The 23,644-nt window shown below is 40.0% G+C and carries 22 protein-coding genes; 11 read left to right on the top strand and 11 right to left on the bottom strand.

The window, feature by feature from the left end:
• Nucleotides 1-31: 31 nt before the first annotated feature.
• The 3 genes from tssD to G3O08_RS00665 form a co-directional block, all read right to left on the bottom strand.
• Entirely contained in the window at nucleotides 32-466 is a 435-nt protein-coding gene (gene tssD / locus G3O08_RS00675) for a type VI secretion system tube protein TssD (RefSeq protein WP_163282735.1), read from the bottom strand.
• Between the two features lie 911 nt (nucleotides 467-1,377).
• The gene (locus tag G3O08_RS00670; protein WP_163282734.1) at nucleotides 1,378-2,688 is read right to left on the bottom strand and encodes a type II toxin-antitoxin system HipA family toxin; all 1,311 of its coding nucleotides are present in this window, start codon (nucleotides 2,686-2,688) and stop codon (nucleotides 1,378-1,380) included.
• Nucleotides 2,682-2,999, bottom strand: coding sequence for a helix-turn-helix domain-containing protein (locus tag G3O08_RS00665; RefSeq protein ID WP_239540800.1), 318 nt, complete (start codon nucleotides 2,997-2,999; stop codon nucleotides 2,682-2,684). Before G3O08_RS00665 ends, G3O08_RS00670 begins: the two co-directional genes overlap by 7 nt.
• A gap of 283 nt (nucleotides 3,000-3,282) precedes the next feature.
• Here G3O08_RS00665 and G3O08_RS00660 point away from each other — a divergent pair, with 283 nt between their 5' ends.
• The 3 genes from G3O08_RS00660 (at nucleotide 3,283) to G3O08_RS00650 (ending at nucleotide 4,566) form a co-directional block, all read left to right on the top strand.
• The gene (locus G3O08_RS00660) at nucleotides 3,283-3,801 is read left to right on the top strand and encodes a TMEM14 family protein (RefSeq protein WP_163282733.1); all 519 of its coding nucleotides are present in this window, start codon (nucleotides 3,283-3,285) and stop codon (nucleotides 3,799-3,801) included.
• Nucleotides 3,802-4,049: 248 nt separating this feature from the next.
• Nucleotides 4,050-4,310 (top strand): DUF4160 domain-containing protein, encoded by a 261-nt coding sequence (locus G3O08_RS00655; RefSeq protein WP_163282732.1) that lies wholly within the window; start codon nucleotides 4,050-4,052, stop codon nucleotides 4,308-4,310.
• 7 nt (nucleotides 4,311-4,317) lie between these two features.
• Nucleotides 4,318-4,566 (top strand): DUF2442 domain-containing protein, encoded by a 249-nt coding sequence (locus tag G3O08_RS00650; RefSeq protein WP_163282731.1) that lies wholly within the window; start codon nucleotides 4,318-4,320, stop codon nucleotides 4,564-4,566.
• A 57-nt stretch (nucleotides 4,567-4,623) separates the two neighbouring features.
• On the opposite strand, the gene aspS is transcribed toward G3O08_RS00650, so the two are convergent.
• Complete coding sequence (aspS, locus tag G3O08_RS00645; RefSeq protein ID WP_163282730.1) at nucleotides 4,624-6,378, bottom strand: aspartate--tRNA ligase; 1,755 nt, start codon at nucleotides 6,376-6,378, stop codon at nucleotides 4,624-4,626.
• Between the two features lie 207 nt (nucleotides 6,379-6,585).
• Here aspS and dcm point away from each other — a divergent pair, with 207 nt between their 5' ends.
• The gene (gene dcm / locus G3O08_RS00640) at nucleotides 6,586-7,824 is read left to right on the top strand and encodes a DNA (cytosine-5-)-methyltransferase (RefSeq protein WP_163282729.1); all 1,239 of its coding nucleotides are present in this window, start codon (nucleotides 6,586-6,588) and stop codon (nucleotides 7,822-7,824) included.
• Here dcm and G3O08_RS00635 read toward each other — a convergent pair.
• Nucleotides 7,800-8,564 (bottom strand): Eco47II family restriction endonuclease, encoded by a 765-nt coding sequence (locus tag G3O08_RS00635; RefSeq protein ID WP_163282728.1) that lies wholly within the window; start codon nucleotides 8,562-8,564, stop codon nucleotides 7,800-7,802. The two genes, dcm and G3O08_RS00635, sit on opposite strands and share 25 nt — an antisense overlap.
• Nucleotides 8,565-8,691: 127 nt before the next feature.
• On the opposite strand from G3O08_RS00635, the gene G3O08_RS00630 reads away from it, so the two are divergent.
• From G3O08_RS00630 to purD, 4 genes are all read left to right on the top strand, one after another.
• The gene (locus G3O08_RS00630; RefSeq protein WP_163282727.1) at nucleotides 8,692-9,147 is read left to right on the top strand and encodes a nucleoside deaminase; all 456 of its coding nucleotides are present in this window, start codon (nucleotides 8,692-8,694) and stop codon (nucleotides 9,145-9,147) included.
• 79 nt (nucleotides 9,148-9,226) lie between these two features.
• Nucleotides 9,227-9,640, top strand: coding sequence for a BrxA/BrxB family bacilliredoxin (locus G3O08_RS00625; protein WP_163282726.1), 414 nt, complete (start codon nucleotides 9,227-9,229; stop codon nucleotides 9,638-9,640).
• A complete protein-coding gene (locus G3O08_RS00620) occupies nucleotides 9,624-10,310 on the top strand; it encodes a redoxin family protein (protein WP_163282725.1) in 687 nt (228 codons plus the stop codon). The genes G3O08_RS00625 and G3O08_RS00620 overlap by 17 nt, the downstream gene beginning before the upstream one ends.
• 200 nt (nucleotides 10,311-10,510) lie before the next feature.
• Nucleotides 10,511-11,788 (top strand): phosphoribosylamine--glycine ligase, encoded by a 1,278-nt coding sequence (purD, locus tag G3O08_RS00615; RefSeq protein ID WP_163282724.1) that lies wholly within the window; start codon nucleotides 10,511-10,513, stop codon nucleotides 11,786-11,788.
• A gap of 128 nt (nucleotides 11,789-11,916) precedes the next feature.
• On the opposite strand, the gene G3O08_RS00610 is transcribed toward purD, so the two are convergent.
• Complete coding sequence (locus G3O08_RS00610) at nucleotides 11,917-12,114, bottom strand: hypothetical protein (protein ID WP_163282723.1); 198 nt, start codon at nucleotides 12,112-12,114, stop codon at nucleotides 11,917-11,919.
• Nucleotides 12,115-12,182: 68 nt separating this feature from the next.
• Between G3O08_RS00610 and G3O08_RS00605 the strand changes: the two genes are divergently transcribed.
• Together G3O08_RS00605 and purQ are read left to right on the top strand one after the other, a co-directional pair.
• On the top strand, nucleotides 12,183-13,175 hold the full coding sequence (locus G3O08_RS00605) for a DUF6427 family protein (RefSeq protein WP_163282722.1): 993 nt from the start codon (nucleotides 12,183-12,185) through the stop codon (nucleotides 13,173-13,175).
• A 52-nt stretch (nucleotides 13,176-13,227) separates the two neighbouring features.
• Complete coding sequence (gene purQ, locus G3O08_RS00600; RefSeq protein ID WP_163282721.1) at nucleotides 13,228-13,923, top strand: phosphoribosylformylglycinamidine synthase subunit PurQ; 696 nt, start codon at nucleotides 13,228-13,230, stop codon at nucleotides 13,921-13,923.
• Between the two features lie 655 nt (nucleotides 13,924-14,578).
• Here the strand turns inward: purQ and G3O08_RS00595 are convergent.
• Nucleotides 14,579-15,910 (bottom strand): tetratricopeptide repeat protein, encoded by a 1,332-nt coding sequence (locus G3O08_RS00595; protein WP_163282720.1) that lies wholly within the window; start codon nucleotides 15,908-15,910, stop codon nucleotides 14,579-14,581.
• Between G3O08_RS00595 and G3O08_RS00590 the strand changes: the two genes are divergently transcribed.
• Nucleotides 15,886-16,512 carry a uridine kinase family protein gene (locus G3O08_RS00590; protein WP_163282719.1) on the top strand — a complete coding sequence of 209 codons (627 nt, stop codon included), beginning with the start codon at nucleotides 15,886-15,888 and terminating at the stop codon, nucleotides 16,510-16,512. The genes G3O08_RS00595 and G3O08_RS00590 overlap by 25 nt on opposite strands.
• 597 nt (nucleotides 16,513-17,109) lie before the next feature.
• Here the strand turns inward: G3O08_RS00590 and G3O08_RS00585 are convergent.
• From G3O08_RS00585 to G3O08_RS00570, 4 genes are all read right to left on the bottom strand, one after another.
• Nucleotides 17,110-17,922, bottom strand: a complete 813-nt coding sequence (locus G3O08_RS00585) for a T9SS type A sorting domain-containing protein (protein ID WP_163282718.1) — start codon at nucleotides 17,920-17,922, stop codon at nucleotides 17,110-17,112.
• A 42-nt stretch (nucleotides 17,923-17,964) separates the two neighbouring features.
• A complete protein-coding gene (locus G3O08_RS00580; RefSeq protein ID WP_163282717.1) occupies nucleotides 17,965-19,311 on the bottom strand; it encodes a phospholipase D-like domain-containing protein in 1,347 nt (448 codons plus the stop codon).
• 74 nt (nucleotides 19,312-19,385) lie between these two features.
• Entirely contained in the window at nucleotides 19,386-22,559 is a 3,174-nt protein-coding gene (locus G3O08_RS00575; RefSeq protein WP_163282716.1) for a TonB-dependent receptor plug domain-containing protein, read from the bottom strand.
• A 67-nt stretch (nucleotides 22,560-22,626) separates the two neighbouring features.
• The gene (locus G3O08_RS00570; RefSeq protein ID WP_163282715.1) at nucleotides 22,627-23,529 is read right to left on the bottom strand and encodes a T9SS type A sorting domain-containing protein; all 903 of its coding nucleotides are present in this window, start codon (nucleotides 23,527-23,529) and stop codon (nucleotides 22,627-22,629) included.
• Nucleotides 23,530-23,644: the final 115 nt, after the last annotated feature.

The raw sequence follows: 23,644 nt of genomic DNA, 5'->3' as shown, positions 1-23,644 counted from the left end.
AAAAGTTGAATTTCGATATAATTGCTGGGGTCTATGAATCTGTACCATCATTTGTGAAAAATAATTCTTCAGCCCCAACCACTGTAATCTCCTTTACCGCAAGACTGAAGCGCCTTATCATTTTTGTATCGTATCCAACTGTATTGTAACTGTCAGCAAAATCAATAACACTGCCACCTTTAAATTTCAGCGAGATTGCGGTGTAGCTTTCGCCAGATTCAAGGGAATCCCTAAAAGTAATGGTTCCATCGATATAGTTAAATGAAGTGAGCATCGCGTCCAGTAAGAAAAGTTTTTTTGTTGCATACATTTCACATTTTATTAATCCAAACACTACATGAGATGCTGCTCGTACATTGTGGTCTACAGTTCTGTTAAATGAATAACTACAACTTATTAATGGGAATGCGGGTTCCTTGTAATGGAAATTATAACCATCGATCTCAAGTTCAGCTCCATTTAACATAATAATTTCGGTGTTGGTTAGTAATTGTTTTGGTTTATTGGTTAGAGAATTAAAGGTATCGTTTGGTTTAATGGTGACTTAACTAAAATACACAACCTTATGATTTTATGGCATAAACGACTGTTTTGAATTCATTAACAGCTAGTAAAAAGTCATTAACAGTTCATTAAAAGTCATTAACTGCATTTTAAATCTTTGTATTGCAATAGGGGTTTACGCGCGTTGCGCCGGAGGCGATAATATCCATAAGACTAACCCTCTTTTGCTTTAACAACTGGTGGGGTATAATGAAAAAACCCTTCGAAGCTAAGATCTTCCGTCGAGCAAGGGCCAATGGATGCCAAACGGAGAAAGATCAAACTGGTTTAGTTCCTTTTCCGAAGCGCTTAGAAGACGCGGAAACAATGCCAACCATACCTTTTCAACAATTATTTTTTTAGTCTCTATGATATTCGTTCCATTTATGAATAATAATTTCCTTGTTTTCTCGATTATCGCCTCTGCAATTTTTTTTGGTTTAACCTTTTCATAAAGATAAAATTTTTGTGCAAGTGTTGGAACTACAACATCTTTGTTTGTTAAATGAATTTGATGTCTATTTTGATCAAACGGGGAAGCAAAACGAACTATTATTTTACTAGCGTCAAAAATAAATTTAGTAAAACCTTAGGCTTCTTTTGCAATAACCACAAGTTTTAGAAAAATGGAAATTTGTCCTGCGCTCATGGGGGCGGCTTTTTAAAGGCATAGTCCAGTGTTCAAATACTACAGGTCATTGGATTGGTGACGGGGAGATGCGCAATGTTTGCTGATAGAAAAGTCAAGAAATCCCCTTCCACTTGATTAGTTTTTTATTTAGGGATTGATTCATTTTTATTCAAATTGGTTTTTCAGTATGGCGGTGTACTCCATCACTTTAAATCCAGTAAAGTCTCTTTAATCGAATCTCGTAGAATAATATTTACTCCAACAGCGTCGGCATAATCATTCCATATCTGCACTTTGGTATTTATTTCAGATATAATGCTTTCCGGCTTTTTGATATTCATAGATTTTGCGAAAGAAATCAGATCGCTTTTTTGAATAGCTTCTCTTTTTCCGTTTACACTCAAGGCGTGCTGGCTTACCCAAAAACTATCAGGTCTATAAGCATGGCAAATGTCATAAGCAGGGGTGAGTTCCCATTCTCCATCTTGCTTAAGTCGAAACGCAAAATTTTTAGTATGATCGTCGCAATTTCGAGCCACTACATTAAATACCATACGTCTATACATTTGTTCTGCCGCGGGATAAGGCAATCGCAGAACCCTCATTGTTTGAAATAATTGCTCGTAGCTGTAGCTTCTCAAATCATTAAAATCATAATGCTGCATGGCGCAGAATGTTTGAATGTGATGCTTTTGCGAATCGTCATCTCTATCAAATCTTTTTGTCAAGAAGTGGGCTCTCCCATTTTCTTCGAGCAATTCAGATTCCATAATATCTATTTGGCAATCCTTTGCCATATTGTAATATGCCATTTCAACCCTTCCATAACCCGAACTTTCTCCAAATTGAATATCGCTTACGCCATCTAGTTTTATTAACCAATGTTCAAATCCTTTCGGTACATTAGTTTGTCCCGAACGCACTTCCCTAGTCTTTTTATTAAAGGCAATAATTGCTTTTGGTCTGGCTCCTCCGGCCGATGTTCCTAATTTAAGGATCTGCATCATGGCCTGTTGTTCATTTTCTTGTAAATTGGTGGCAAACTCCGTGCGCTTATTTAGAATGCGTTGCGAAATCTTTACTAAGCTGTCTATTTCAACCTGAAAGGAATTTTTATTGGGTTTAGGTTGGGTCGGCTCAAACTCCAATGCGCCCATGCCTCTAGTCCCTATAAAGCAGAGTTGCTCAACAGGATTAAGACTGTTTTCTGAACGGCCGTTTTGAGATAACCAGCTGTTGATTATTTGATTTCCAAATTTATCAGGCAAAGTGTCGGCCAGTAATCCCGGCAAACCTTTAAAGGTATCGTACTCGCTTGATTTTGAAGGGCGTAATTCGGGAAATGAGAATATTTGATTCGATAGAAAGGGCATTTTAATTGGAGCCAAATCCCAACCGGTAGATTTAAAATCTGGGTCATATTCAAAACTGGCTAACCTTGTTTTGTCATTCCAAGCAACGGCGCCAGCAGTTCTACCCCAAATTTTTACAAAAGCAGTTTTCGTCTCTACCATCCGCTTTTAGTTTTTCCGATTTTTGTCGCAGCTTTAGTAGCTCTTTGTCTTTTCTTTCGTTCTAACTTTGCTAATTCTATTGGACTTAGTTCTGATTCTATTTTGAAACTATCGAGAATGTGTAAAAGATTTAGTACACGTAGAATTTGAATTAAGGAGATTAGTGAAATAGGTTTGCCACTTTCAATTTTGGCAAGTGTCCAACGATTAATTCCAGCATTTTCTGCGACGGTAGCTTGAGTTTTATTCTGTTTTAGTCGCTCGTGTTTTATAAATTTACCAATGGTCGCAATAAGTCCTCCGTCACTCATTGAAGACCAATTATTGTTAGGATTTACCATCATTAATATGTATAAATGTAGATAATGTGAGTAAATATAGACAAATATAATTGAATATTTGATTTAATGATTTAGCTATGTTGGTAAATACTAGTCTTAAGTTAAATTTAAAGGTATAATGTTAGTAAATATCGACATAATGATTCAGTTATCTTTTGATGTCAATACCCGCTTCCGCGAAAGCAGTCTTATTAATTCACGTATTCACAACAATTAATTTTTTCCATATCTTTCAACCGTCTTCAACCACTCCATGTCCGATTTAAAATTCCGCCCCCGTTTTAAGATTGAAACCGAGCTAACTACTGACAAGGCTCAGGAAAAGATAAAGACCTTATTTAAAACGCCCCACGAATTTGAAACAGCCTATGTAAAAGGACACTTTATTGTAAAAATGCCTGAACAGGTGCGCCACTATTGGTCGCCACAAATGGATGTGTCAGTTTATTACGACGATTATACGGAAACAACCCAGGTGCGTTGTCTTCTTGCGCCCGCACCAAATGTCTGGACCTTGTTTATGTTCATATACAGCTTTGCCGGCTTCGGTGTTTTATTCGGATTATTGATAGGAAGCTCCCAATACAATCTCGGCAAAAACCCATGGGGATTCTGGATGGCACTGGGTGCGTTTATCGTGGCCATAATTCTTTTCGGAATAGCCCAATTTGGCAAAAGCATCTCTAAAGAAGAAATGCGAAGCATGAAGAAGTTTATTTACCAAGCTGAGTGGAAAACTCAAAAGGAAATGAATGTACAAGCGAAGCTATAACTATTAGCTGAGACGTTTTTATATACTTGAAAATTTATAAAATAGTCAATTTGAGTTTGTGCTTCTGTGTTTACAAGCCTGATATGACTGGCACGGCAGAGATTGCAACGGAAGATTTGCGATTGATTGAACGTATTTTTTATTCTATTCGTAAATTTTTGATATGTGATAAGAAGGCTGTTATGTTTATAAAAACACCTATCATAATCCGCTCAAAAAGACAAGTTATTTCGCAACTTTGAATAAAAATGCCAGAGATTTCCAGATTTTATGGGATTATTATAAGAATGTATTTTCAAGATTATAATCCACCACACTTCCATGCAGAATATCAAGGAATGAAAGCTGAGTATGCGATTGGCACATTAGATATTTTAGTAGGAAAAATGCCTCGTCGGGCAAATGCACTAATTCTGGAATGGGCATCTAAAAACAGAGTGGAATTAATGAACAATTGGCATAAAGCCATTATTCCTGAATCAATGAATCCAATTGAACCCTTAAAATAAGTCGATCATGAATGAAGTGGTAGAAATAAAGGTGTTAGAAGACTATCAGATTTGGTTAAAATTTCAAGACGATGAAGAAAAAGTCATCAATATTCGACCTTATATAGGAAAAGGAATTGCAGAAGAATTGCTTGATCCAGATAAATTTAAAAGCGTATTTATTGAACCGGGGGGCGGCATTGCTTGGTCAAATGGTTACGACTTCTGCCCTAATTTTTTGAAAGAGTTGACAGGTGTGGAAACACAAGTGAGTTGAAATCGGTCGTTATGGTTTGGTTTCTATCCATTAATCTCGCTATCCGAACAGACAACATTACTTCTCTACCTTTTTCAGCGTAAGCCCCAACTCATCAAGTTGTTTAGCATCAATTGGTGCAGGAGCATCTATCATCACATCTCTACCCGAATTGTTTTTCGGGAAGGCAATGTAATCGCGAATAGATTCCGAGCCACCAAAAAGAGACGACAAACGGTCAAACCCAAAGGCAATTCCACCGTGGGGAGGCGCGCCATATTCAAAAGCATTCATCAAAAAGCCAAACTGCTGCTGAGCTTCTTCGCGGGTAAACGCCAGCAAATCAAATATCTTGGCTTGCAATTCTTTGTCGTGAATACGTATAGATCCACCTCCAATCTCAACCCCATTAATTACCAAATCGTAAGCATTGGCGCGAACTTCGCTTGTAGCCGTTTCCAGTTTGTGAATATCTTCCGGCTTTGGTGATGTAAAAGGGTGGTGCATCGCAAAATGTCTTCCCTCCTCGGCGTCATATTCCATAAGTGGAAAATCGACTACCCAAAGCGGAGCAAAATGGCTGGTATTGCGTATATTAAGCTCCTTGCCCATGTGCAAACGCAACTCGCCAATTTGTTTTTGTGTGGTAGCTAAGTCGCCGCTCAGTGCCAAAAGCATGTCGCCCGGCTTGGCTCCACAAGCTTTACACCATTCTTCAAGCTGCTCAACTTCAAAAAACTTATCAATCGAAGATTTTACGATCCCATCTCCTTGATACTTTACGTAAACCAATCCTTTTGCACCAATTTGCGGACGCTTCACCCAATCTGTCAATGCATCAACCTGCTTGCGGCTATATTCTGCGCAACCTTCGGCTACAATGGCCAACACAGCTTCTGAATTGTCAAAAACCTGAAATCCTTTTCCTTTTGCCAGATTTGAAATGTCGTTAATCTCCATTCCAAAGCGGATATCTGGTTTGTCAGAGCCGTATTTTGCCATCGCAACAGCGTAATCCATGCGCGGAAACGCGGGCAATTCTGTATTTAAAATTTCTTTAAAAAGGTGTTTTGTCAACCCCTCAAAGGTGTTGAGAATATCTTCCTGTTCTACAAAAGCCATCTCGCAGTCAATTTGTGTAAACTCAGGCTGGCGGTCGGCGCGTAAATCTTCATCGCGAAAGCAGCGCACAATTTGAAAATAGCGATCAAAACCCGATACCATCAGCAATTGCTTAAATGTTTGCGGCGATTGCGGAAGGGCGTAAAACTCTCCCGGATTCATGCGGCTTGGCACCACAAAATCGCGCGCTCCTTCAGGAGTTGATTTAATGAGATATGGTGTTTCAATCTCTAAAAATCCGGCTTTGTCGAGATAAGCCCGCGTAGCAATAGCCAGTTTGTGGCGCAAGATTAATTTCTGCTGCACGGTATTTCTACGCAAGTCGAGGTAGCGGTATTGCATGCGCAATTCTTCGCCGCCATCTGTCTCATCTTCAATGGTGAAAGGTGGGGTTTTACTCACGTTGAGAATCTCGAGATTCTCTGCTTCGATTTCAATATCGCCCGTATGCATTTTCGGGTTTTTATTGCTGCGTTCGTTTACCTTTCCGGTAATTTTCACCACAAATTCGCGGCCCAGCTTTCGCGCTTTTTCGCAAAGGCCGGCGTTTACTTCCATGTTAAACAAAATCTGTGTAATGCCGTAGCGGTCCCGAAGGTCAATAAAGGTCATTCCACCCAGGTCGCGTGAGCGTTGTACCCACCCCGAAAGGATTACCGTTTTTCCTGAATCTTCTATTCTTAGCTCGCCGCAAGTATGTGTTCTGTGCATGGTTTTTTATTTAATGCCGCAAAGTTAAAATTTTGACTGTATGCAAAGTGCCTATTCTTTGCAGTTTAACCGAAAATTTTCAATACGCATATTTGGAAAGTCATAATCTTTTGATTGATGTTTATATTTTTTCAATATTTCGCATCAATCGCTTGGAGATATGTTTTATATTTGTAACCAATGTATAAGGTTGAATAACTTGGTTATATGAAAGATTATTTTACGCTTTCCGAAACGGCTGAGATAGTCGGTAAAAGTAAAGAAACTTTGAGAAGATGGGATAAGGAAGGCATTTTAAATGCGGTGAGAGAGCCAGTTTCGAATTATAGAGTTTATAGAAAGGCTGATGTACAATTGCTATTAGGAGATTTATATGATGAATCTATTGACGATGAAATTTCTAATTTTGTTGAGCCAGAAAATGAGTATTCTGCATTAGAGCTTTTTGCCGGTGCTGGAGGCTTAGCTGTTGGAATGGAAAAAGCCGGGCTTAAGTGTGTCGCATTAAATGAAATTGATAAATGGGCTTGTGAGACGTTGCGTAGAAACAGACCTAACTGGAATGTTTTAGAAGGCGATGTGAAAGATTTCGATTTTACTAAGTATCATAATAAAGTTGATGTTGTTACCGGTGGATTTCCCTGCCAGGCCTTTAGTTATGCCGGAAAAAAGTTAGGGTTGGATGATGCCCGTGGTACGCTGTTTTATGAATTTGCCAGAGTCGTAAAAGAAGTAAATCCACCCATTTGTATTGGTGAAAATGTGAGAGGACTTTTAAGCCACGAAAACGGAAAAACACTACAAGGAATGATTTCAATCCTTGACGAAATAGGGTATAATATTGTTCCTGTTCAAGTGCTCAAAGCCATTCATTATAGAGTGCCGCAAAAAAGAGAAAGATTAATCTTGGTTGGGGTTCGAAAGGATATTGAGATAACTTACGAATATCCAAAGCCACATAAAAAAATATTCAATTTAAAAGATGCCTTGAAAAAGGGAGTGCTATTTGATTGTAAAGTGCCAAAATCTGAAGGCGCGAAATATCCTGAGTACAAGAAACGTGTTTTAGACATGGTTCCTCCAAAAGGTTATTGGCGTGATTTGCCATTAGACATCCAAAAAGAATATATGGGTGGAAGCTTTTATCTTGGGGGCGGAAAAACCGGCATGGCACGTAGAATTGGCTGGGATGAACCTTCTTTAACGCTTACTTGCAGCCCTGCTCAAAAGCAAACTGAAAGGTGTCATCCTGAAGAGACTCGTCCGTTTACAATTCGAGAATATGCACGTATTCAAACGTTTTCTGATGATTGGAATTTTATTGGCTCAATAGCCCAACAATACAAGCAAATTGGAAATGCAGTTCCCGTTAACCTCGGTCAGGAAGTTGGATATTCCATTGTGAAATTTTTAAACGCTTATTACAACTCGTCTAAGCCCAAATAATAGCTGTAATTTTCAAAAGTGATTTGGTCGATAATGCTTCGACCACTTGAGTTTGTTTCTTTCTTAATTTCCGAGAGAGCCGAGTTTTCTGTCGTTGATTTCTTTTTTTTCAATGCCTCCATAAAATCAGAAATTGCGTTCGGCAAAGCATTGTACATGTCGAAAAATGCTGTTTCTTTATTTGCAACTATCGCGTAAAACTGGTCGCCTGAAATTTTATAAACTCTGCTGTGACTGTATTCTTTTCCGTTGATATCTCCAGTCCATTTTTCGTTAAAACTGCTTTTTGCCAAAATCTGAACCCAATAACATTTGGCATCTTTATATGTATCTGCATAGCGCGCCAATTTTTGAAACAAGCTTTCCGCAGAGCTGCTATTCATTGTGTTGTGCTTATTTTTAATGTCCGCAAATAACGTATCATCTTTAGCTTTTATATCAAAGCCACTATTCATACCAATTTCAAAACCATTAATACCACCGAGTATTTGTTCGTGAAAAGTGCCAATCGAATTATTTATGGATTTATCTATTTGCCGTAATATTTCAGTTTCAATAATGCTTTCTTCGTCAATTTTATTAAATCTGGAATCGAAAATCAGTTTAATAGAGTCAATCTTGTTACTATAGAATTTTCTTTTAGTAATATTTGCCTTGGCTCTAACATAAGACGTATGCAAGTTTTCGACACATTTAAGAAAATGCTCGTCTGAGATAAAATCAACGTATTTATTCTTCATAAGAATTCATCGTACAATTCTCAAACATATAAAAAAACCCATTATAATCACTTTAATTCGGTATTTAGAATTGCGGATAATAATTCGCTAACCCCAAATTCCAAAAATCAACCCCTATCTTTGCCTCATGACATTACAGGTACAAAGCGACGAATATTTCATGAAGCAGGCTTTTCGCGAAGCTAAAGTAGCTTTTGAAATGGACGAGATTCCGGTAGGAGCGGTGGTAGTTTGCAAAGGTCAGGTTATTGCGCGCGCTCACAACCTCACTGAGCGCCTCAATGATGTAACGGCTCATGCAGAAATGCAGGCTATTACAGCGGCGGCCGATTTTTTGGGAGGCAAATATCTCTCGAAATGCACGCTTTATGTTACCCTTGAACCTTGTGTGATGTGCGCCGGAGCACTGGCCTGGTCGCAAATAAGCAAAATTGTTTTTGGCGCATATGATAAGAAAAAAGGGTTTTCTCTAATTGAGCAACCCATTTTACATCCCAAAACAATCTGGGAGGGCGGCCTGATGGGCAATGAGTCGGCAGAATTGCTACAGCGTTTTTTTGCTGAAAAGCGAAAAGATAAATAGACAAAACCTATCTGGTCTTTACACTTTTTAGGCTTTTACATCGTTAGCCTTTCATACCTTTGTATAAAATTATAAAACTATGTATCCACCAGAATTAGTAGCACCTATGAAGGAAGATCTGACAGAAGTTGGATTTACCGAATTACATACACCAGACGATGTAGATCAAATGCTTTCTAAAAAAGAAGGAACCACCCTCGTAGTGGTCAACTCTGTATGCGGTTGTGCAGCAGGAGCGGCGCGTCCGGGAATTAAAATGTCCCTTTCGGGAAATAAAAAACCAGACAATCTTACTACTGTTTTTGCAGGTGTAGATGGTCCGGCAACTGAGCGTGCGCGTCAGTACTTTTTGCCTTACCCTCCATCATCACCAGCCATCGGCTTGTTTAAAGATGGTAAGTTGGTGCACTTTATTGAGCGTCATCATATAGAAGGGCGCCCGGCAGAGATGATTGCTGAAAATTTAAAAATGGCATATGAAGAATACTGTTAAGAATCTTTCTTTTGAGAATATAAATAAAGTACTCCTGGCAGGAGTGCTTTCAGTTGCGGCGTTTTTGAGCGTTTTGGCTTTCTCATATTCAGAAAAAGCTTCTAACGAAATTCTCAATATCGGTACTATCGCCCCAGAGCAAAGTCTTAAAATGACTGATGTTTCGGGAAGCAAGGTGTCTCTGAATACAGTGGCTAAAAAGAAGGGCTTGCTCGTTATTTTTAATTCGAATAATTGCCCTTTTGTTGTTGGCAACGGCTCAAAATCTGAAGGTTGGGATGGTCGCTATCCAGAACTTTACGATTTAGCTTCGCAATCTGATATCGGTATGGTATTGGTAAATTCAAATGAGGCGCATCGAGAAAAAGGCGAGAGCATGGACGATATGAAGGCCGGCTATGAAAAGCGAGGATTTAAGGGTTATTATGCCCTTGATGACAACCACGTTCTGGCCGATGCCTTTGGCGCATTGACCACACCACACGTATTTTTATTTGATGAAAATATGAAATTGATTTACCGCGGTGCAATAGACGATTCAGTTGATAGCACCAAAGATGTAAAAGAGGCATATCTTAAAAATGCCATTCAGGCTCACCTTTCGGGAAATGAAATTGAACCGAATAGTACACGCCAGCTAGGATGCAGCATTAAACGGGTAAAAGTTTAGTGACTTTTTAAATATTGTAGAATTCTAAGGGGAGCAATTTGCTCCCTTTTTTGTTTTCTGACATTACCAATCACAACCTCTGGAGAGCCGAAAACTCAAAGCGCTCTAATAACCAGACAGTATCTAAAACATTTCCTAAAAACTCCAATTTTGCAACGTGTATTCTTTTAGCAAACTTACCTTTGCAAAAAAGTACCCTTATGAAAGTTCTAATCCTTGGATCTGGCGGAAGAGAACATGCCCTGGCATGGAAGATTGCGCAAAGTAAAGATTGCGAAAAACTCTACACCGCTCCCGGAAATCCCGGCACAGCGCTGGTTGGAGAGAATATTGATCTCAATCCAGAAGATTTTGATGCGGTGGCTGTAAAGGTTCTCGAACTTCAAATCAATCTGGTGGTAGTTGGCCCCGAAGCTCCGCTGGTAAAAGGGATAAGCGATTATTTTAAAAGCTACAAAGATTTGAGCCAAGTTCTCCTGATCGGCCCAGGCAAGGAAGGCGCAAAACTGGAAGGAAGTAAGGATTTTGCAAAGACTTTCATGGCGAAATACAATATTCCTACTGCGGCCTACGCTACTTTTACCAAGGACACACTCTCTGAAGCAAAAGCCTATCTCGAAACCATTAATCCACCTTATGTTTTGAAAGCCGATGGGCTCGCTGCCGGAAAAGGTGTTGTTATTTTAAACGAATTGGCGGAAGCTAAAAAAGAACTTGATGAGATGCTGGGCAATGCCAAGTTTGGCGAGGCATCGGCGCGCGTGGTTATAGAAAACTTTCTGGATGGAATCGAACTTTCGGTATTTGTGCTTACCGATGGAAAGGACTACGTGATGCTACCTAGCGCGAAAGATTATAAACGCATTGGCGAAGGCGATACCGGCCTAAATACTGGTGGAATGGGAGCTGTAAGTCCTGTCCCATTTGCCGATAAGGCATTTATGAAAAAAGTTGAAGAGCGCGTGGTAAAGCCAACGATCAATGGTTTACACAGCGAGAAAATGGATTATGTCGGCTTTGTATTTATCGGATTAATAAAAGTGGGCGACGAGCCCTTTGTAATTGAGTACAATGTCCGCATGGGCGATCCAGAAACAGAAGTTGTAATGCCGCGAATAAAATCCGACTTCCTGCAATTGCTCAAAGCTGCCGGAGAAAAGAAGCTGGCTGGCAAATCGCTGGAAATGTCGTCTGATTTTGCGGCTACTGTAATGATGGTTTCAAAAGGCTATCCTGAAAACTACGAAAAGGGAAAACCGATATTGGGCCTGGAGAAAATTGTAGAAAACACACTATTTCACGCTGGAACTCGAGAAGCTGAGGGGCAAATTCTAACAAATGGTGGGCGTGTACTGGCCGCCACTGGCATGGCGAAAACCCTAAATGAAGCATTGAGGAATGCGTATGCGATGGTCGACCAAATTGGTTTTGACGGCAAAACCTACAGAAAGGATATCGGAAAAGATTTGATGCAATAAAAAAAGGCAGTCCTTTATTTTAGGAATGCCTTGAAAATTGTAAACCAATTTATGAGAGTGATAGTCAATAAAATTAAAATAACCAGCTAATAGTCAGTTATTTAGATCGTACAATGAATTAAATATTCTTATTGAAGAGTACCTTCGCGATCAGCTTTCTTATTGTATTTGTGCTGCAGGTTTAACCAGAAGAATAAACCGATAAAGCCAATAAATAGGAAAATATAGTTTGGATTAATAATAGTTGGCAATTCGCCAATTGGTATAAGAATGTGGTCAAATGTCCATTTGATAATAAAAGCTATGGGTCCTGTTATGTATTGCATGTTTTTATAATTTGGCAGGTCAAAAGTAAGTATAAAATTCACAGGGTAAAAGCATATATTCGTCGCTCATGATTCATTCTGCTTTCGGTTCTAATCGGCCTATGGTGTTTGGTGTTTTACTGATACCGGCTATCATTTATGGTGTTTTAGCGCTTAACCACGCGCAAATGCCTGTGCATGTGCTTGGTGGGCCACTGTTTGATCTACTTATCACTTTTGTTCGCCTTCCGTATTTATCGGTTATTCTCGGTTTGATTGTAAATTTAATCGGTGCTTTTTTGGTCAATCTTCTCTACAATACGCACGATTATTCGGTGCGAGAAAATTATTTTCCGGCTTTTTTCTATTTTTTACTGGCCTCTTTACAGCTTTCCTGGATATATTTAAACCCTGTTTTAATCGGAAATGTATTTGTATTGCTTGCCTTACGGCGAATTTTACGGATGTACAGAGTTCAGGAAATCACTTCAATGATTTACGACGCGAGCTTTTTCCTTGCCCTTGGAGCTCTCTTTTTTCCCTTATTGATTTTCGTGTTTCCACTTTTATGGATTGGTCTGATTCAGCTGCGTACATTCAATTTCCGTGAGTGGATTGTACCAATAATCGGTCTTCTTACCCCAGTAGTATTTACCCTTGTATTTTTTTGGTGGCAGGACTATACGCTAGATGTTTCAGAATATATGGCTTTTAATGGGCTGCCCCTGGGCGAGATTTTTGCCGATCACGGATTTTGGTATCTGCCTATTTTGATTCTCTCGCTTCTTATCCTTTTTATCGGATTAATAACTTTTTTAAAGGATATGAGCACATCTACTGTCCATAAAAAGAATACCAAAAAGGTTTTTGTCACCGTGAGCATCCTAATGCTTGCGGTATGTATTTATGGGCTTTCACTCACAAGTGTGCAGGCAGGAATGTTTGCAACCCTTGCCATACCGGTTTCGGTATTTGCATCGGTTTATTTTTCGCGTACCCGCCGCAAGAAGTTGGTTATCTTCTTGTTTTATGTATGGGTACTTCTATTGTTTTTCTACCCCATTTTAGCTACACTGATATAGCTGACTTTCGGCATATTTGCTATCTTTGCTCCTCAATTTTAAAGGCTTTAAAATGAAATTTGGCGTAGTGGTATTCCCGGGATCCAATTGTGATGAAGATCTGATATATACCTTCGAATCCATTCTTGGGCAAGAGGTCGCAAGACTTTGGCATAAAGATACTGACCTTCAAGGGGCAGAGTTTATCCTTATTCCTGGCGGCTTTTCGTATGGCGATTATTTAAGATCGGGTGCCATTGCTCGTTTTTCTCCTATTATGACAAGTGTTATTGACCACTGCAATAAAGGTGGTTTTGCATTGGGAATCTGTAATGGATTTCAAATTTTATGCGAAGCCGGATTGCTTCCAGGAGCACTTTTACACAATGATTCGCAGAAGTTTGTTTGCAAGAATGTTTTTATGAAAGCAGCAACCAGCTCTACCATTCTTTCATCTGGTCTTGAGCCCGACAAAGTGCTTAAAATACCTATTGCGCATGGCGAAGGGCGCTATTATGCAAGTACACAAGAGCTCAAAAAGCTAAATGAAAATCAGCAGGTAGTCTTTAGATATTGCGATAAAGACGGACTATTTAATTCGGATGCCAATCCAAACGGATCTCTCGAAAACATCGCCGGCGTGTGTAATGCGTCCAAGAATGTATTTGGAATGATGCCACATCCCGAGCGTGCTTCAGACATTGCTTTGGGTAATACCGATGGTCGATTGATATTCGAATCAATATTAAATTCAATGATGGTAGCGTAATTTTATCAGCACAAACCTGTTGGTAAAACATTCTGATTTTATTTTCGTTTAACAAGATATTATTCGTTACTTGGTAATGTCAAATCCGACAGGTAGTCGGTTGCAACGAAGCAAGGGTCATAATTTGCTTGACTACATTTCGGTGTAATGTTTAACTAATTTAAAGGAGGTGTGTAATGTCTGATAAATCCATCCTGGTTATTGAGTCTTATGTTTCACCAGTCTCCACAAGAGGCTGCTTCTGAAACGAAGCCCTTTCCGAAGGGTTGGACGCAATCCAATAACCAGCGGAAATAATACTTAAGGCCTTCTCGATTCGTCGGGAAGGCTTTTTTTATGATGATTTTGGTGGAATGGAACCAAAACTTCTTAGACGCCCCGTAGACCAACGGGAGTGCGTAAGTGGTATCCACCACCGCAAAGCGGTATCTAAGACCTGCGAAATTAAGTTTAGTGCAGTTAATGAACACAACTTCGAATAAACCTGACGGAACGCCGGATCAATAAGTCCTCAAGCCTAAACATTGGCATCCGTTTTCACCAATAAACAATTTTATTTTGCGCAGATGACTTTTCAGAAAGCTTGAAAAAATTTTAAAGATGAATTCAGATTTCAGTTCTGTTCAATAGTAGAGACCGTAAAAAAGCGCTTAACTTATTTAGCTCCACTGCAGAAATAGAGAATCTTTTCACGCGCGCGCTCATTACCCATAGACAGGCTCTTTTCCAAATCCTTGCAACCGTCAATTCCCTGGTAGCCCAATATTTTAGTTATACCACGGTTATAAAGAGCTTCAGCAAAGTTGGGATTTAGCTCAAGCGCCTTATTATAATCTTCCAGAGCGTCCTGATATTTGCCGAAGAAGGCATTCACATTTCCACGAAGATTGTAAACGTTTGGATTATCCGGATTTGACTCCACCGCACGATCATAATCTGTGATGCTCTCGGCGTATCGGCCCAGCATACTCTTTGTAAAACCGCGGTTGAGAAGTGCCTCTGTAAAATCACTTTTTATGGCGATTGCTTTATTGTAGTCTGCAAGTGCACTTTCTTCGTTTCCAAACATTTTGTGCGTAACTGCACGGTTAAAATAAGCATTCGGAAAATCCTGATTTAATGAAATCGCGATATTCAGATTGCTAAGTGATTCATCTATTCTTCCAAGTTTTTTCTGCGCCACGCTTAGATTGTAGTAGGCCATGGGAAATGCAGGGTTTAGATCGATCGCTCTTTCGAAAGATGCAATCGCATTTTCTACCTCGTTGATGGTGAGGTAGAAAAGCCCTTGTACGTCATAAACCAGTTCAGAATTTGGCGCCAGAACAAGCGCTGAATCAAGATCGGCTTTAGCCAAATCATAAGCATTTTGCTTGCTGTAAATGATAGCTCGCTTTAGCAGTGAAATAGTATCTAAAGGATTGAGTTCGAGAAGAAAATTCAGGTCATCCAAAACTTTTTCATACTGGTTATCTTCCATGAGGGCAATAGATCGTATGTCTACCAGATATTGATCATATGGACTAAGCTCTAAGGCTTTGTTAAGATCGCTTATGGCTTCTTGATAATCAGTTTGATAAATTTTTAATCTCGCGCGTTTGTCATAATACACTTCGCTATATGGGTTCAGGTCTATGGCCTTGTTATGATCCTTCATGCTCTCTGTGTAGCGTCCCATTTGCTGTAAGAGAAGGGCTCGCTTCATGTAGGCTTCGGCATAATTTGGATCAATGGCGATAGCGTTGGTATAATCCAGAAATGCTTCATTAAGCATCCCACGGCGCTTGTTCAGCTCGGCTGTCTGCATGTATTGCATAGCCTGCTCCCTGCTTTGAGTGTATATGTTTTGACCTTTTACCGTGGGTTGTAGGACGATAATTAAAAAGACTATCAAAAAATATTTTAATCCACTTTGCATTTTAGTCGTATTATGGCTTGAAAATACATAATTTTGCGCTCCAAATGCCGAAAAAATCAAATTCGACATATCTTGTAGGTATAGCTGGCGGAAGTGCATCGGGCAAAAGCTCGATTCTTAAAGAACTTCTAAACCATTTTCACCCTGAAGACATTTCTTTTGTGACGCAAGATAACTATTATCTTGATCGTTTAAAACAAGCTGTGGATGAAAAGGGAGAGGTGAACTTTGATTTGCCAACTGCTATTGATCGCGAGGCGCTGGTAAATGATGTGGAAGCATTGCTAAAGGGTGAAACTGTAATCCGCAAGGAATATACATTTAATAACCCCAAGGTAATTCCCGAATATGTTGAGGTAAAGCCTGCAAAAATATTGATTGTAGAAGGACTTTTTGTTTTTCACTTCAGTGAATTGGCGCAACGCCTGGATCTTCGCGTATATATCGATGCGCGTGACGATGTAAAGCTTTTGCGTCGACTAAAGCGCGATGCTCTTGAGCGCGGTTACTCCGAAAGCGATGTGCGTTACCGTTGGGAAAATCACGTGAAGCCCTGTTACAAAAGTTATCTTAGACCTTACCGAGATCATTGCGATGTGGTGTTAACAAACAACGTGCATTACATCAAAGGCCTCAATGTATTGGTGAATCATTTAAAGACCCTCGTTTAAAACGGATTTCCGCAATTGTTTCTCCGCGATTCATCGCGGGGCTTTTGCGGTGCTATCGGGGGCTCGCGGGGCCAATCTACTTCAGTTTAAGCCCCCAAACCATCTAAAAATCAAAGGCTTAATTTAATTTGTAACCTTCACTCATCAACTACCGTAAATATCCATGGATTTCATTAATAAGGTTAAAATTGGTGATTAAGAGAAAAGGTCGGCGTAAGCCGACCTTTTTGTGTTTTGATCTAGGCGATCTTGCTATTGCTTCGTTGGCAGTCGTTGGCAGGCGAACAGTTTACCACGCTCCTTAGCGCGACAACTTGCCTTGCCCATAAAAAATGATGTTAGGGGCGAAGGTCCTATCGGCAACTTGCCAGGTTTCTGAAGGTAAAAATGATTTGTATCTATCAAGTTAAATGCCCGACTTGCTACCCCACATTTTCTTTCTTTCTTTCTTACTTTCTTTTTTGCTTCTATTCCGAATTCAATCTTCGTTTCGTGTGTTCGCTTAGCTAAGTTCCCCAACCCTTAAGGTCTAGCTTGCTAATTGAATTTCGTGATCGTTATTTTTGCCAATTGCCAATTGCCAATTGCCAATTGCATCTACATTTTCACAAGTTTCTGCGTCAAGCTTCCCCATTTTCCCGAAAGGGTAACCAGGTAAACTCCCTTGTTCAAACTTCCAATATAGATGTCCATTTTATTCTGACCGCTATAAGAGTTAAAATTCTTTTCAAAAACTGTTTTTCCCTGAATATTGGATATGCGTAAAACGCCATCAACGGAAGTTTGAGAATCAAAAACCAAAGTAAAAACTTCGCTTGCCGGATTTGGATATAAGGAAACGTGATCTACTGTTAGCTCTTCTACTCCCGATACTACTCCGTAAAGCGCCATAAACTCTTGATAAAAAAGATTGGCGATGGTGGCATCGTGAATGATTAAAGTGTTTTCATCATTTTCAGATTCTGCTGCACCGCTCCAATTGTGCGATCCGGTTACAACCATGGGATCTGAAAGAGGCTCTGAATGATCTATTGTGGCGTACTTATGATGCAATTGACCGGGAATGCCTTGGTGCGAAAGCATTAGAACACCTTCATCTATTAAAAAGTCGAAATCACTGCCCGATCCTCCGGGTGTTTCTACTATTCCTCGCGGAGTCAAAAATATGCTAACTCTGTCGGCCACAGCATTGGCCAAAGTATTATTGGTAATGGTGAGCAAGGCAAAATCAAGATCGTATTCCGCAGTTTCAATGGCTTTTGCAATTGCGGCTGTAGTATTATCTGATGGAGAAAAATAAAGCTCAACAGATTTTCCTCCGATTAAGAATTTTTCGGGGGTATTATTGATTTTCAATTCGCCAAAACGCGATTCTGTGAAATTGGGTTCGGGCAGGTCGCTTCCCCACATTTCGTTAAACTCAAGCGTATAAGCCCTTGCAAGAGCTTGATCTTATATGATAACCATATTGTTGGGATCTGAAAAGAGATTGTTTGAAGTGAAATTTGTAGAGCCGGTAAGAACAATTGCGCTATCTACATTCTCAGCATCCACAATTATAAATTTGTTGTGCATTCCACTCGAAGTGGCATTCTGACGATAAAGCACCGGAATGGCGGCATTGAGGCTACTCAAACCAGTATTTGCATTTTGCCCTTCGGCGATGTAGCGCACTGTAACTCCGCGGTCGAAGGCATCGTTTATGGCCATCACTATAGGTCCGTTATTATTATTGTAAGCCGCTATATCAAGGGTTGTTTGTGAGCGATTTATTTGCGCAACAATGGTATCGTCTGTAGCTTGAAACAGGCTAATTGCATCCACGCCGGTCGAAAAGCCATTGTCGACATCTCGATTAAAGTACACACTTATTTTGCCTGACGATTCTGAAACGGTTGAATAAACACCAATATTGCTAAAAGCGGTATCAGCGCCGGCTACAGAATATACCTGGCAATAGTATGGCATTCCTGATTGAAGTGCTGTAATTGTAATTTCATGATTGGCTGTACTCTCATCCAGATACGCTTCTGCTCCTAAACTGGGCATAATTCCGTAAAAAATTCCGGTAGAAGAGGCTACGTCGGTATTCCAGTCAAGTGTAATGCTTGAAGTAGAAAGGTTTGTTTGAGTAATTACAGAAGCAAAATTGATTGGAAATTCAGAAATAAAATCAGCCATCGAGCGAGGCAATAGCTGGTAGCCGTCAAACGGATTGGCAAAGCTGAATTGGGAAAGTATTCCAACTACGTCTATAGTTCCCAAAGGCACTAGCTCACCGATTAAATCTGAATTAGCGTTTGCATAAATTAATCCTTCCTCGCCGTTTATGTCGGTAAATGCATAGGTAGAGCTTCCAAAAACGTTGCCGCCATCAGAAAAGTTAACACCATTAATCTGAATAATCTGGCCTTCAAAAGATTCGTTCAACTCATTTGGCGTAAGCACCACCGGCTCAGGGAGAGGATTTGAACTGCTTAGTAGGGTTATTCCTTCAATTACAGGGCCCACTTCAAGCAGGTTGGCAAACATACTCAGAGTACCTGTAATGGAAACCTCGTCGCCAGGTTGCGGTGTAAAATCAAGATTATTCCAGTTTGTTCCTGGATATAAAGCTATTCCACCGGTTTCGTCTTGCAGGTAGCGTATACTGCCGAGTTCTGCACCATTTGTAATTATTCCGGAAACGGTTACTTCGTCATCTACTCCGTAATTTGCCTTGGCGTCGGCAATATTGTCTTGAGCATGGAGAAGTACCGGACTAAATAATAGGAGAAGGGCTACTATTGGAAATTTCATTTTTATTGAATTCTAAAGTGAAATGAATGAAGTTTTACGACCTTTTTTAGATCGTACAACTCCAGTTTTAAATTCTAAAGCGTTATTACAGCCGAGATTGAAAACGTTCTGGGAAGTCCGATATAAACAGATGCTGAATTTGCATCAAAAGATTGAGTTGCTTCAGGCTGACCACTTACATAATCTACAGTTACCAGAGAGCTACCCCCGTTGTTTTGGCCATCAGCAATATAGAGTACATTAAAAGCATTGTCTACAATAAAATTTAGACCGAGCTTAACTTTATCAAAATCAAATCTATAACCCACATAAAAGCTGGTCAGACCAAAACTTGGAAGTTCCCAAGATTGACGGCCTTCATTTTCACCTGACAAGGATAAGGGGTCGAAGCTGGAATAGTGACGGTCGAAGTATGTGTAACGCGCTTTGATATAGGCATTTTTCAAAATCGCGTAGTTGAGTGACCCTCCTATTTGAGTTTGAGGAGCATCACCTACTGCAACTCCTTTCGCATCAAAATCAATAGTGACTAGCGAATCGGTAGGCTGAAGATTTGAATCGTAGTTGTATATAAGATTCCCTTGGTCATCGTAAAAGTTCACACGCTTTGCGCTGTCCCATTCCCAGTCTCCCAATGATAAGAAAGCTTCGAAAGTAAGTTTTTTGTTTATCAAATAACTCACGCTGGCCTCTATACCTTTGTGGATAGCATTCATTGCATTAAGGTTGGCCTGTACTGAAATACCTCTGTCCGGTAGAAATACCGAAGGTGGATTATCGGTAGGGCGGTTTTGCCAATACGTATAATAGGCATTGAAAGTACCTGCCACACGACCGGAAGAATATGAATATCCTAATTCTACTGAAGAGATGTTTTCATTTTCGACATCTCGTGTAAACTCATTAAAAGTCCCAAATCCTACAACGTTTCTAAAACGAGGAGTTCTGCTTATATAACCGATATTCATGAAAACCGTATTAAACTCATTTATCAGATAGCTTGCTCCACCCTTTACGGTATAGCCGGGAATATTTTTCCATGGCGTTTCCGAAGTTTTAGATTCTCCATCATCAAATCCAACCCTTCTGGCTCCAACTATGTACGAATTACCGGCGGGTGCATATGGATTTAATGTGTTTGACGGATTGTTCACGAAAGTGGTATCACCTGATTGAGTAATCGTTGGTTGAATTCCTTCTCTTGTTCCATTTGGCTTACTTGCCGCCACAAGGAGATCTGTTCCATTATAAAATAAAACGTCTCCGTAGCCTATCGCATTTTGGAATCTTTCGCCGGTTCCATCTACCACGAAATCTCTGTTCTTAAAATAATCTTTTCGCTTGTATCCGGTTATTACTCCCGAGACATTCACGAAAGCTCTCCAATTTTCTTTAGAATATTTAAGTTCACTAAAAAAAGCACCCCATCTCATAAGGTTATCATTGTAATAATTGTACTTATCACCTTCGCGGTAAGCGTTGAATGGAGCATTTGAAGAAATTGTTTCAGGAAGGTCAAAAGTTGGAGGCACAAAATAATCGCCACCTATTAAGTCATGTACTTCCTGATACTGTTCAGATTGATAGGTTCTAAAATCCAGTCCACCAGCAAATTTGAAGTTTTCATTGATTTCATAATCAACCGTTGAGAGCCACCCAAACCAGTAATGATTGTCAAAACTCTTATTGAGAACTACTGTACTTTTCTTCGCAGTTGAATCTATTCTCACATCAATGGGCGGGAAGAGTGTTCCTTCGGTATTGTTAAGGTATACACCGTCAAAATTTACCTGTAAGTTCTCATCATAATCGCCGAAGCCCAGTCTCGGAACCCGTGATGAGGAACCGCCTTTTCCGTATGAATAGTAGAAAACATTTGAGAGATAAACTTTATCTGAAATAGCCCAGAAATCACGCAATGAAAAAATTGGTTTATTATACTTTCGAATAGATTCGTTTTTCTTTTCTCCATTCAAATAACCCCAGTGATTGTTATATCGCGGGCCTTTCGTGATTACGCCGGCGGTATCTATAAAGTCATTTTCTGACGATACCGATTTGAAGTAGGAATCATCTATCACAAAATTTTCACCATCATAAGTTCCCCATCCGTTTGCTTGAGCAATCCCATTCTTTATTTGCAAAGACTCCTGATAAATGGTGCTATTCGGATTATTAAAACGCATATTATTTATTGCCACATTATAGCGCGATAAATCATTGTATAACTCGTCATTGCCGTTAAATTGCTCCAGCGCCAGATCTTTGCTGTAAGTTGCAATTTTTTGTTTGGTTCTTCGCAGGCCGTATTCTACCGGTGAACCCATTGCTGAAACAGACACAATATGATTTCCGATTTCTTTCTGAACTTTACCGTAGTAGAAATATTCTTTTTTGTACTGCTGATCAGAATATCCGTCAGAAGTTCTGTAAGATCCGGCTACAGAGTAGCCCCATCCGTTTTTAAGCCTTCCTGAATTGTATCCCAACGAAGTTCGAAGCGTATTAAATGAACCGTAATCCTGCTTAATACTCAGGCTGGGCTTATTTTCAATACTTTTTGTGATGAAGTTAATGGTTCCTCCAATAGCGGGAATGGCGAGCCGCGAAGAGGTCATTCCCCGTTGCACCTGCATATTTGCCAGTACTGCGTCAATACCAAAGGTACTTGCCCAAAATACATTTCCATCGTCCATATTATTGATAGGTATTCCATCAATCATTACAGTAACGTTTCTATCCTGAAACCCACGTATGGAAACTCGTGCACCACCGTCATCGCCACCTGTGGGCGATACGTACACACCGGGCGTGGTATTGAGCAGAAGAGGTAAATCTGAAGCACCCAGCTCTTCTTTAATCTGCAGTGGAGTAATATTGGAAAACGCTACAGGTGTTTCTCTCGAAATAGCGAGATCGGCCACAACTTCTACTTCTCTGAGGGTAGCCGATTGTAGTGAAAAGTCTAAATTTTTGAATGTTGAATTGATGGTTATTTTTTCTGTAACTCCCGTATAACCAACATAAGATACCTCAATTTCGTATTCGCCATAAGGCAATACAAGGCTGTACTTACCATCAATATTGGTGGCTACACCTTTACCAGGTTCGTAAACCAATGTGGCTCCAATTAATGTTTCTCCCGTTCCCTGGTCTTTTACAGTCCCACTCAGGGTCCCCTCCTGAGCAAAAAGGACATTCATGCTACCAAATAGTACAATGAATAATCCGGCTATATTTTTCAACATGAAAGTATTTTTAAAAACTAAAAAGCCCATCGAAGCGCGATGGGCTTTTATTAAACAAAAATGAGTTCTATTCTTTGATGAAACGCGTTGAATACGTAACGTTATTCTCCATGTAAATATTTAAAATATACGCACCTCTTGAAAGGGCCGATACATTTACCATACCTGAGTTTTTATTTGACAGGCTCAAAGAAGTTTTAACTATTTTTCCTGTAATGTCATATACTTCCACATTGCGAATAACTTCGCTCGTTTTGATTGTTACAAAACCCTCTTGTCCTACAAGTGTCGGGTAAACCGATACGTCAAGTGGATTTCTGTCAGCGATACTAAGAGTCGGATCGCATGCACAGGCGTGGATACCGAGGTTAGACCAATTATTTACACCAAGTGTGTCGTATTGTAACAGAGGCATAAAAGTAACGGGGGGTTGAGTTATTCCGCTGGTTATAGATGGTTTTCTCACCATCGTTTGGCTATCAGTTATGTATGTTCCATCAGGGGCAGTCCAGGCTTGACCAGGATCTTCTCCCGGTTTTCCAAAAATGTCAATCAAACTTCCGCTGTTCAATAGCATAAGCGCGTCATTTCCATTCATGAAAGTTGGAGCAGGGTACGGATTGTCTAACTGGTCTGCCAATGCCTGCAATTCAGGATCGCATTTTGGAGAAATGAAACCTCCCAAATCAATATCCTCTGTCTGACCATTAGCTACAACCCAAGTGCCATAGGCTGGAATGATACCCGCCAGAATAGTTACCCCACCGTTTACCGGGTTGGTGTCTCCATTTGACCAACGCTGCAACTCATAACCATTCAGGTTTATATCATTTGCAGTTGGGTTGTAAAGCTCGTAAGCCTTATTGTTTCCCGTTCCTACCACATATTCCGATATGAATAGCTCTGTACACTGGGCAGATGTAGCAACAACCACTGCCATTGCCGAAATTGAAAGTAAAAGTTTTTTCATGCTATTTAGATTTGTTTGTGATGCAAAAGTAATATTTAAGGTAGTGCAAAAGACCACCTGTTTGTAAATTTCACCTAAAGTTAATATTACAAATGAGAAAGTCAAATATGGCCGG

Source organism: Cryomorpha ignava (assembly GCF_010686655.1).
In the GTDB taxonomy this organism is placed as follows: Bacteria; Bacteroidota; Bacteroidia; order Flavobacteriales_D; family Cryomorphaceae; genus Cryomorpha; species Cryomorpha ignava.
Note: the sequence above shows the minus strand (reverse complement) of the source record. Positions and strands in the feature narration are given on the sequence as shown.

Bases quoted from the DNA above. Each gene is read 5' to 3' on its own strand.
- G3O08_RS00570 (WP_163282715.1), bottom strand. From the start codon at position 23,529: ATGAAAAAACTTTTACTTTCAATTTCGGCAATGGCAGTGGTTGTTGCT.
- G3O08_RS00585 (WP_163282718.1), bottom strand. From the start codon at position 17,922: ATGTGGGGAAGCGACCTGCCCGAACCCAATTTCACAGAATCGCGTTTT.
- G3O08_RS00605 (WP_163282722.1), top strand. From the start codon at position 12,183: ATGATTCATTCTGCTTTCGGTTCTAATCGGCCTATGGTGTTTGGTGTT.
- G3O08_RS00620 (WP_163282725.1), top strand. From the start codon at position 9,624: ATGAAGAATACTGTTAAGAATCTTTCTTTTGAGAATATAAATAAAGTA.
- purD (WP_163282724.1), top strand. From the start codon at position 10,511: ATGAAAGTTCTAATCCTTGGATCTGGCGGAAGAGAACATGCCCTGGCA.
- G3O08_RS00660 (WP_163282733.1), top strand. From the start codon at position 3,283: ATGTCCGATTTAAAATTCCGCCCCCGTTTTAAGATTGAAACCGAGCTA.
- G3O08_RS00650 (WP_163282731.1), top strand. From the start codon at position 4,318: ATGAATGAAGTGGTAGAAATAAAGGTGTTAGAAGACTATCAGATTTGG.
- G3O08_RS00625 (WP_163282726.1), top strand. From the start codon at position 9,227: ATGTATCCACCAGAATTAGTAGCACCTATGAAGGAAGATCTGACAGAA.
- G3O08_RS00610 (WP_163282723.1), bottom strand. From the start codon at position 12,114: ATGCAATACATAACAGGACCCATAGCTTTTATTATCAAATGGACATTT.
- tssD (WP_163282735.1), bottom strand. From the start codon at position 466: ATGTTAAATGGAGCTGAACTTGAGATCGATGGTTATAATTTCCATTAC.
- G3O08_RS00635 (WP_163282728.1), bottom strand. From the start codon at position 8,564: ATGAAGAATAAATACGTTGATTTTATCTCAGACGAGCATTTTCTTAAA.
- G3O08_RS00575 (WP_163282716.1), bottom strand. From the start codon at position 22,559: ATGTTGAAAAATATAGCCGGATTATTCATTGTACTATTTGGTAGCATG.
- G3O08_RS00595 (WP_163282720.1), bottom strand. From the start codon at position 15,910: ATGTCGAATTTGATTTTTTCGGCATTTGGAGCGCAAAATTATGTATTT.
- G3O08_RS00665 (WP_239540800.1), bottom strand. From the start codon at position 2,999: ATGAGTGACGGAGGACTTATTGCGACCATTGGTAAATTTATAAAACAC.
- aspS (WP_163282730.1), bottom strand. From the start codon at position 6,378: ATGCACAGAACACATACTTGCGGCGAGCTAAGAATAGAAGATTCAGGA.
- dcm (WP_163282729.1), top strand. From the start codon at position 6,586: ATGAAAGATTATTTTACGCTTTCCGAAACGGCTGAGATAGTCGGTAAA.
- G3O08_RS00580 (WP_163282717.1), bottom strand. From the start codon at position 19,311: ATGAAATTTCCAATAGTAGCCCTTCTCCTATTATTTAGTCCGGTACTT.
- G3O08_RS00655 (WP_163282732.1), top strand. From the start codon at position 4,050: ATGCCAGAGATTTCCAGATTTTATGGGATTATTATAAGAATGTATTTT.
- G3O08_RS00670 (WP_163282734.1), bottom strand. From the start codon at position 2,688: ATGGTAGAGACGAAAACTGCTTTTGTAAAAATTTGGGGTAGAACTGCT.
- purQ (WP_163282721.1), top strand. From the start codon at position 13,228: ATGAAATTTGGCGTAGTGGTATTCCCGGGATCCAATTGTGATGAAGAT.
- G3O08_RS00590 (WP_163282719.1), top strand. From the start codon at position 15,886: ATGCCGAAAAAATCAAATTCGACATATCTTGTAGGTATAGCTGGCGGA.
- G3O08_RS00630 (WP_163282727.1), top strand. From the start codon at position 8,692: ATGACATTACAGGTACAAAGCGACGAATATTTCATGAAGCAGGCTTTT.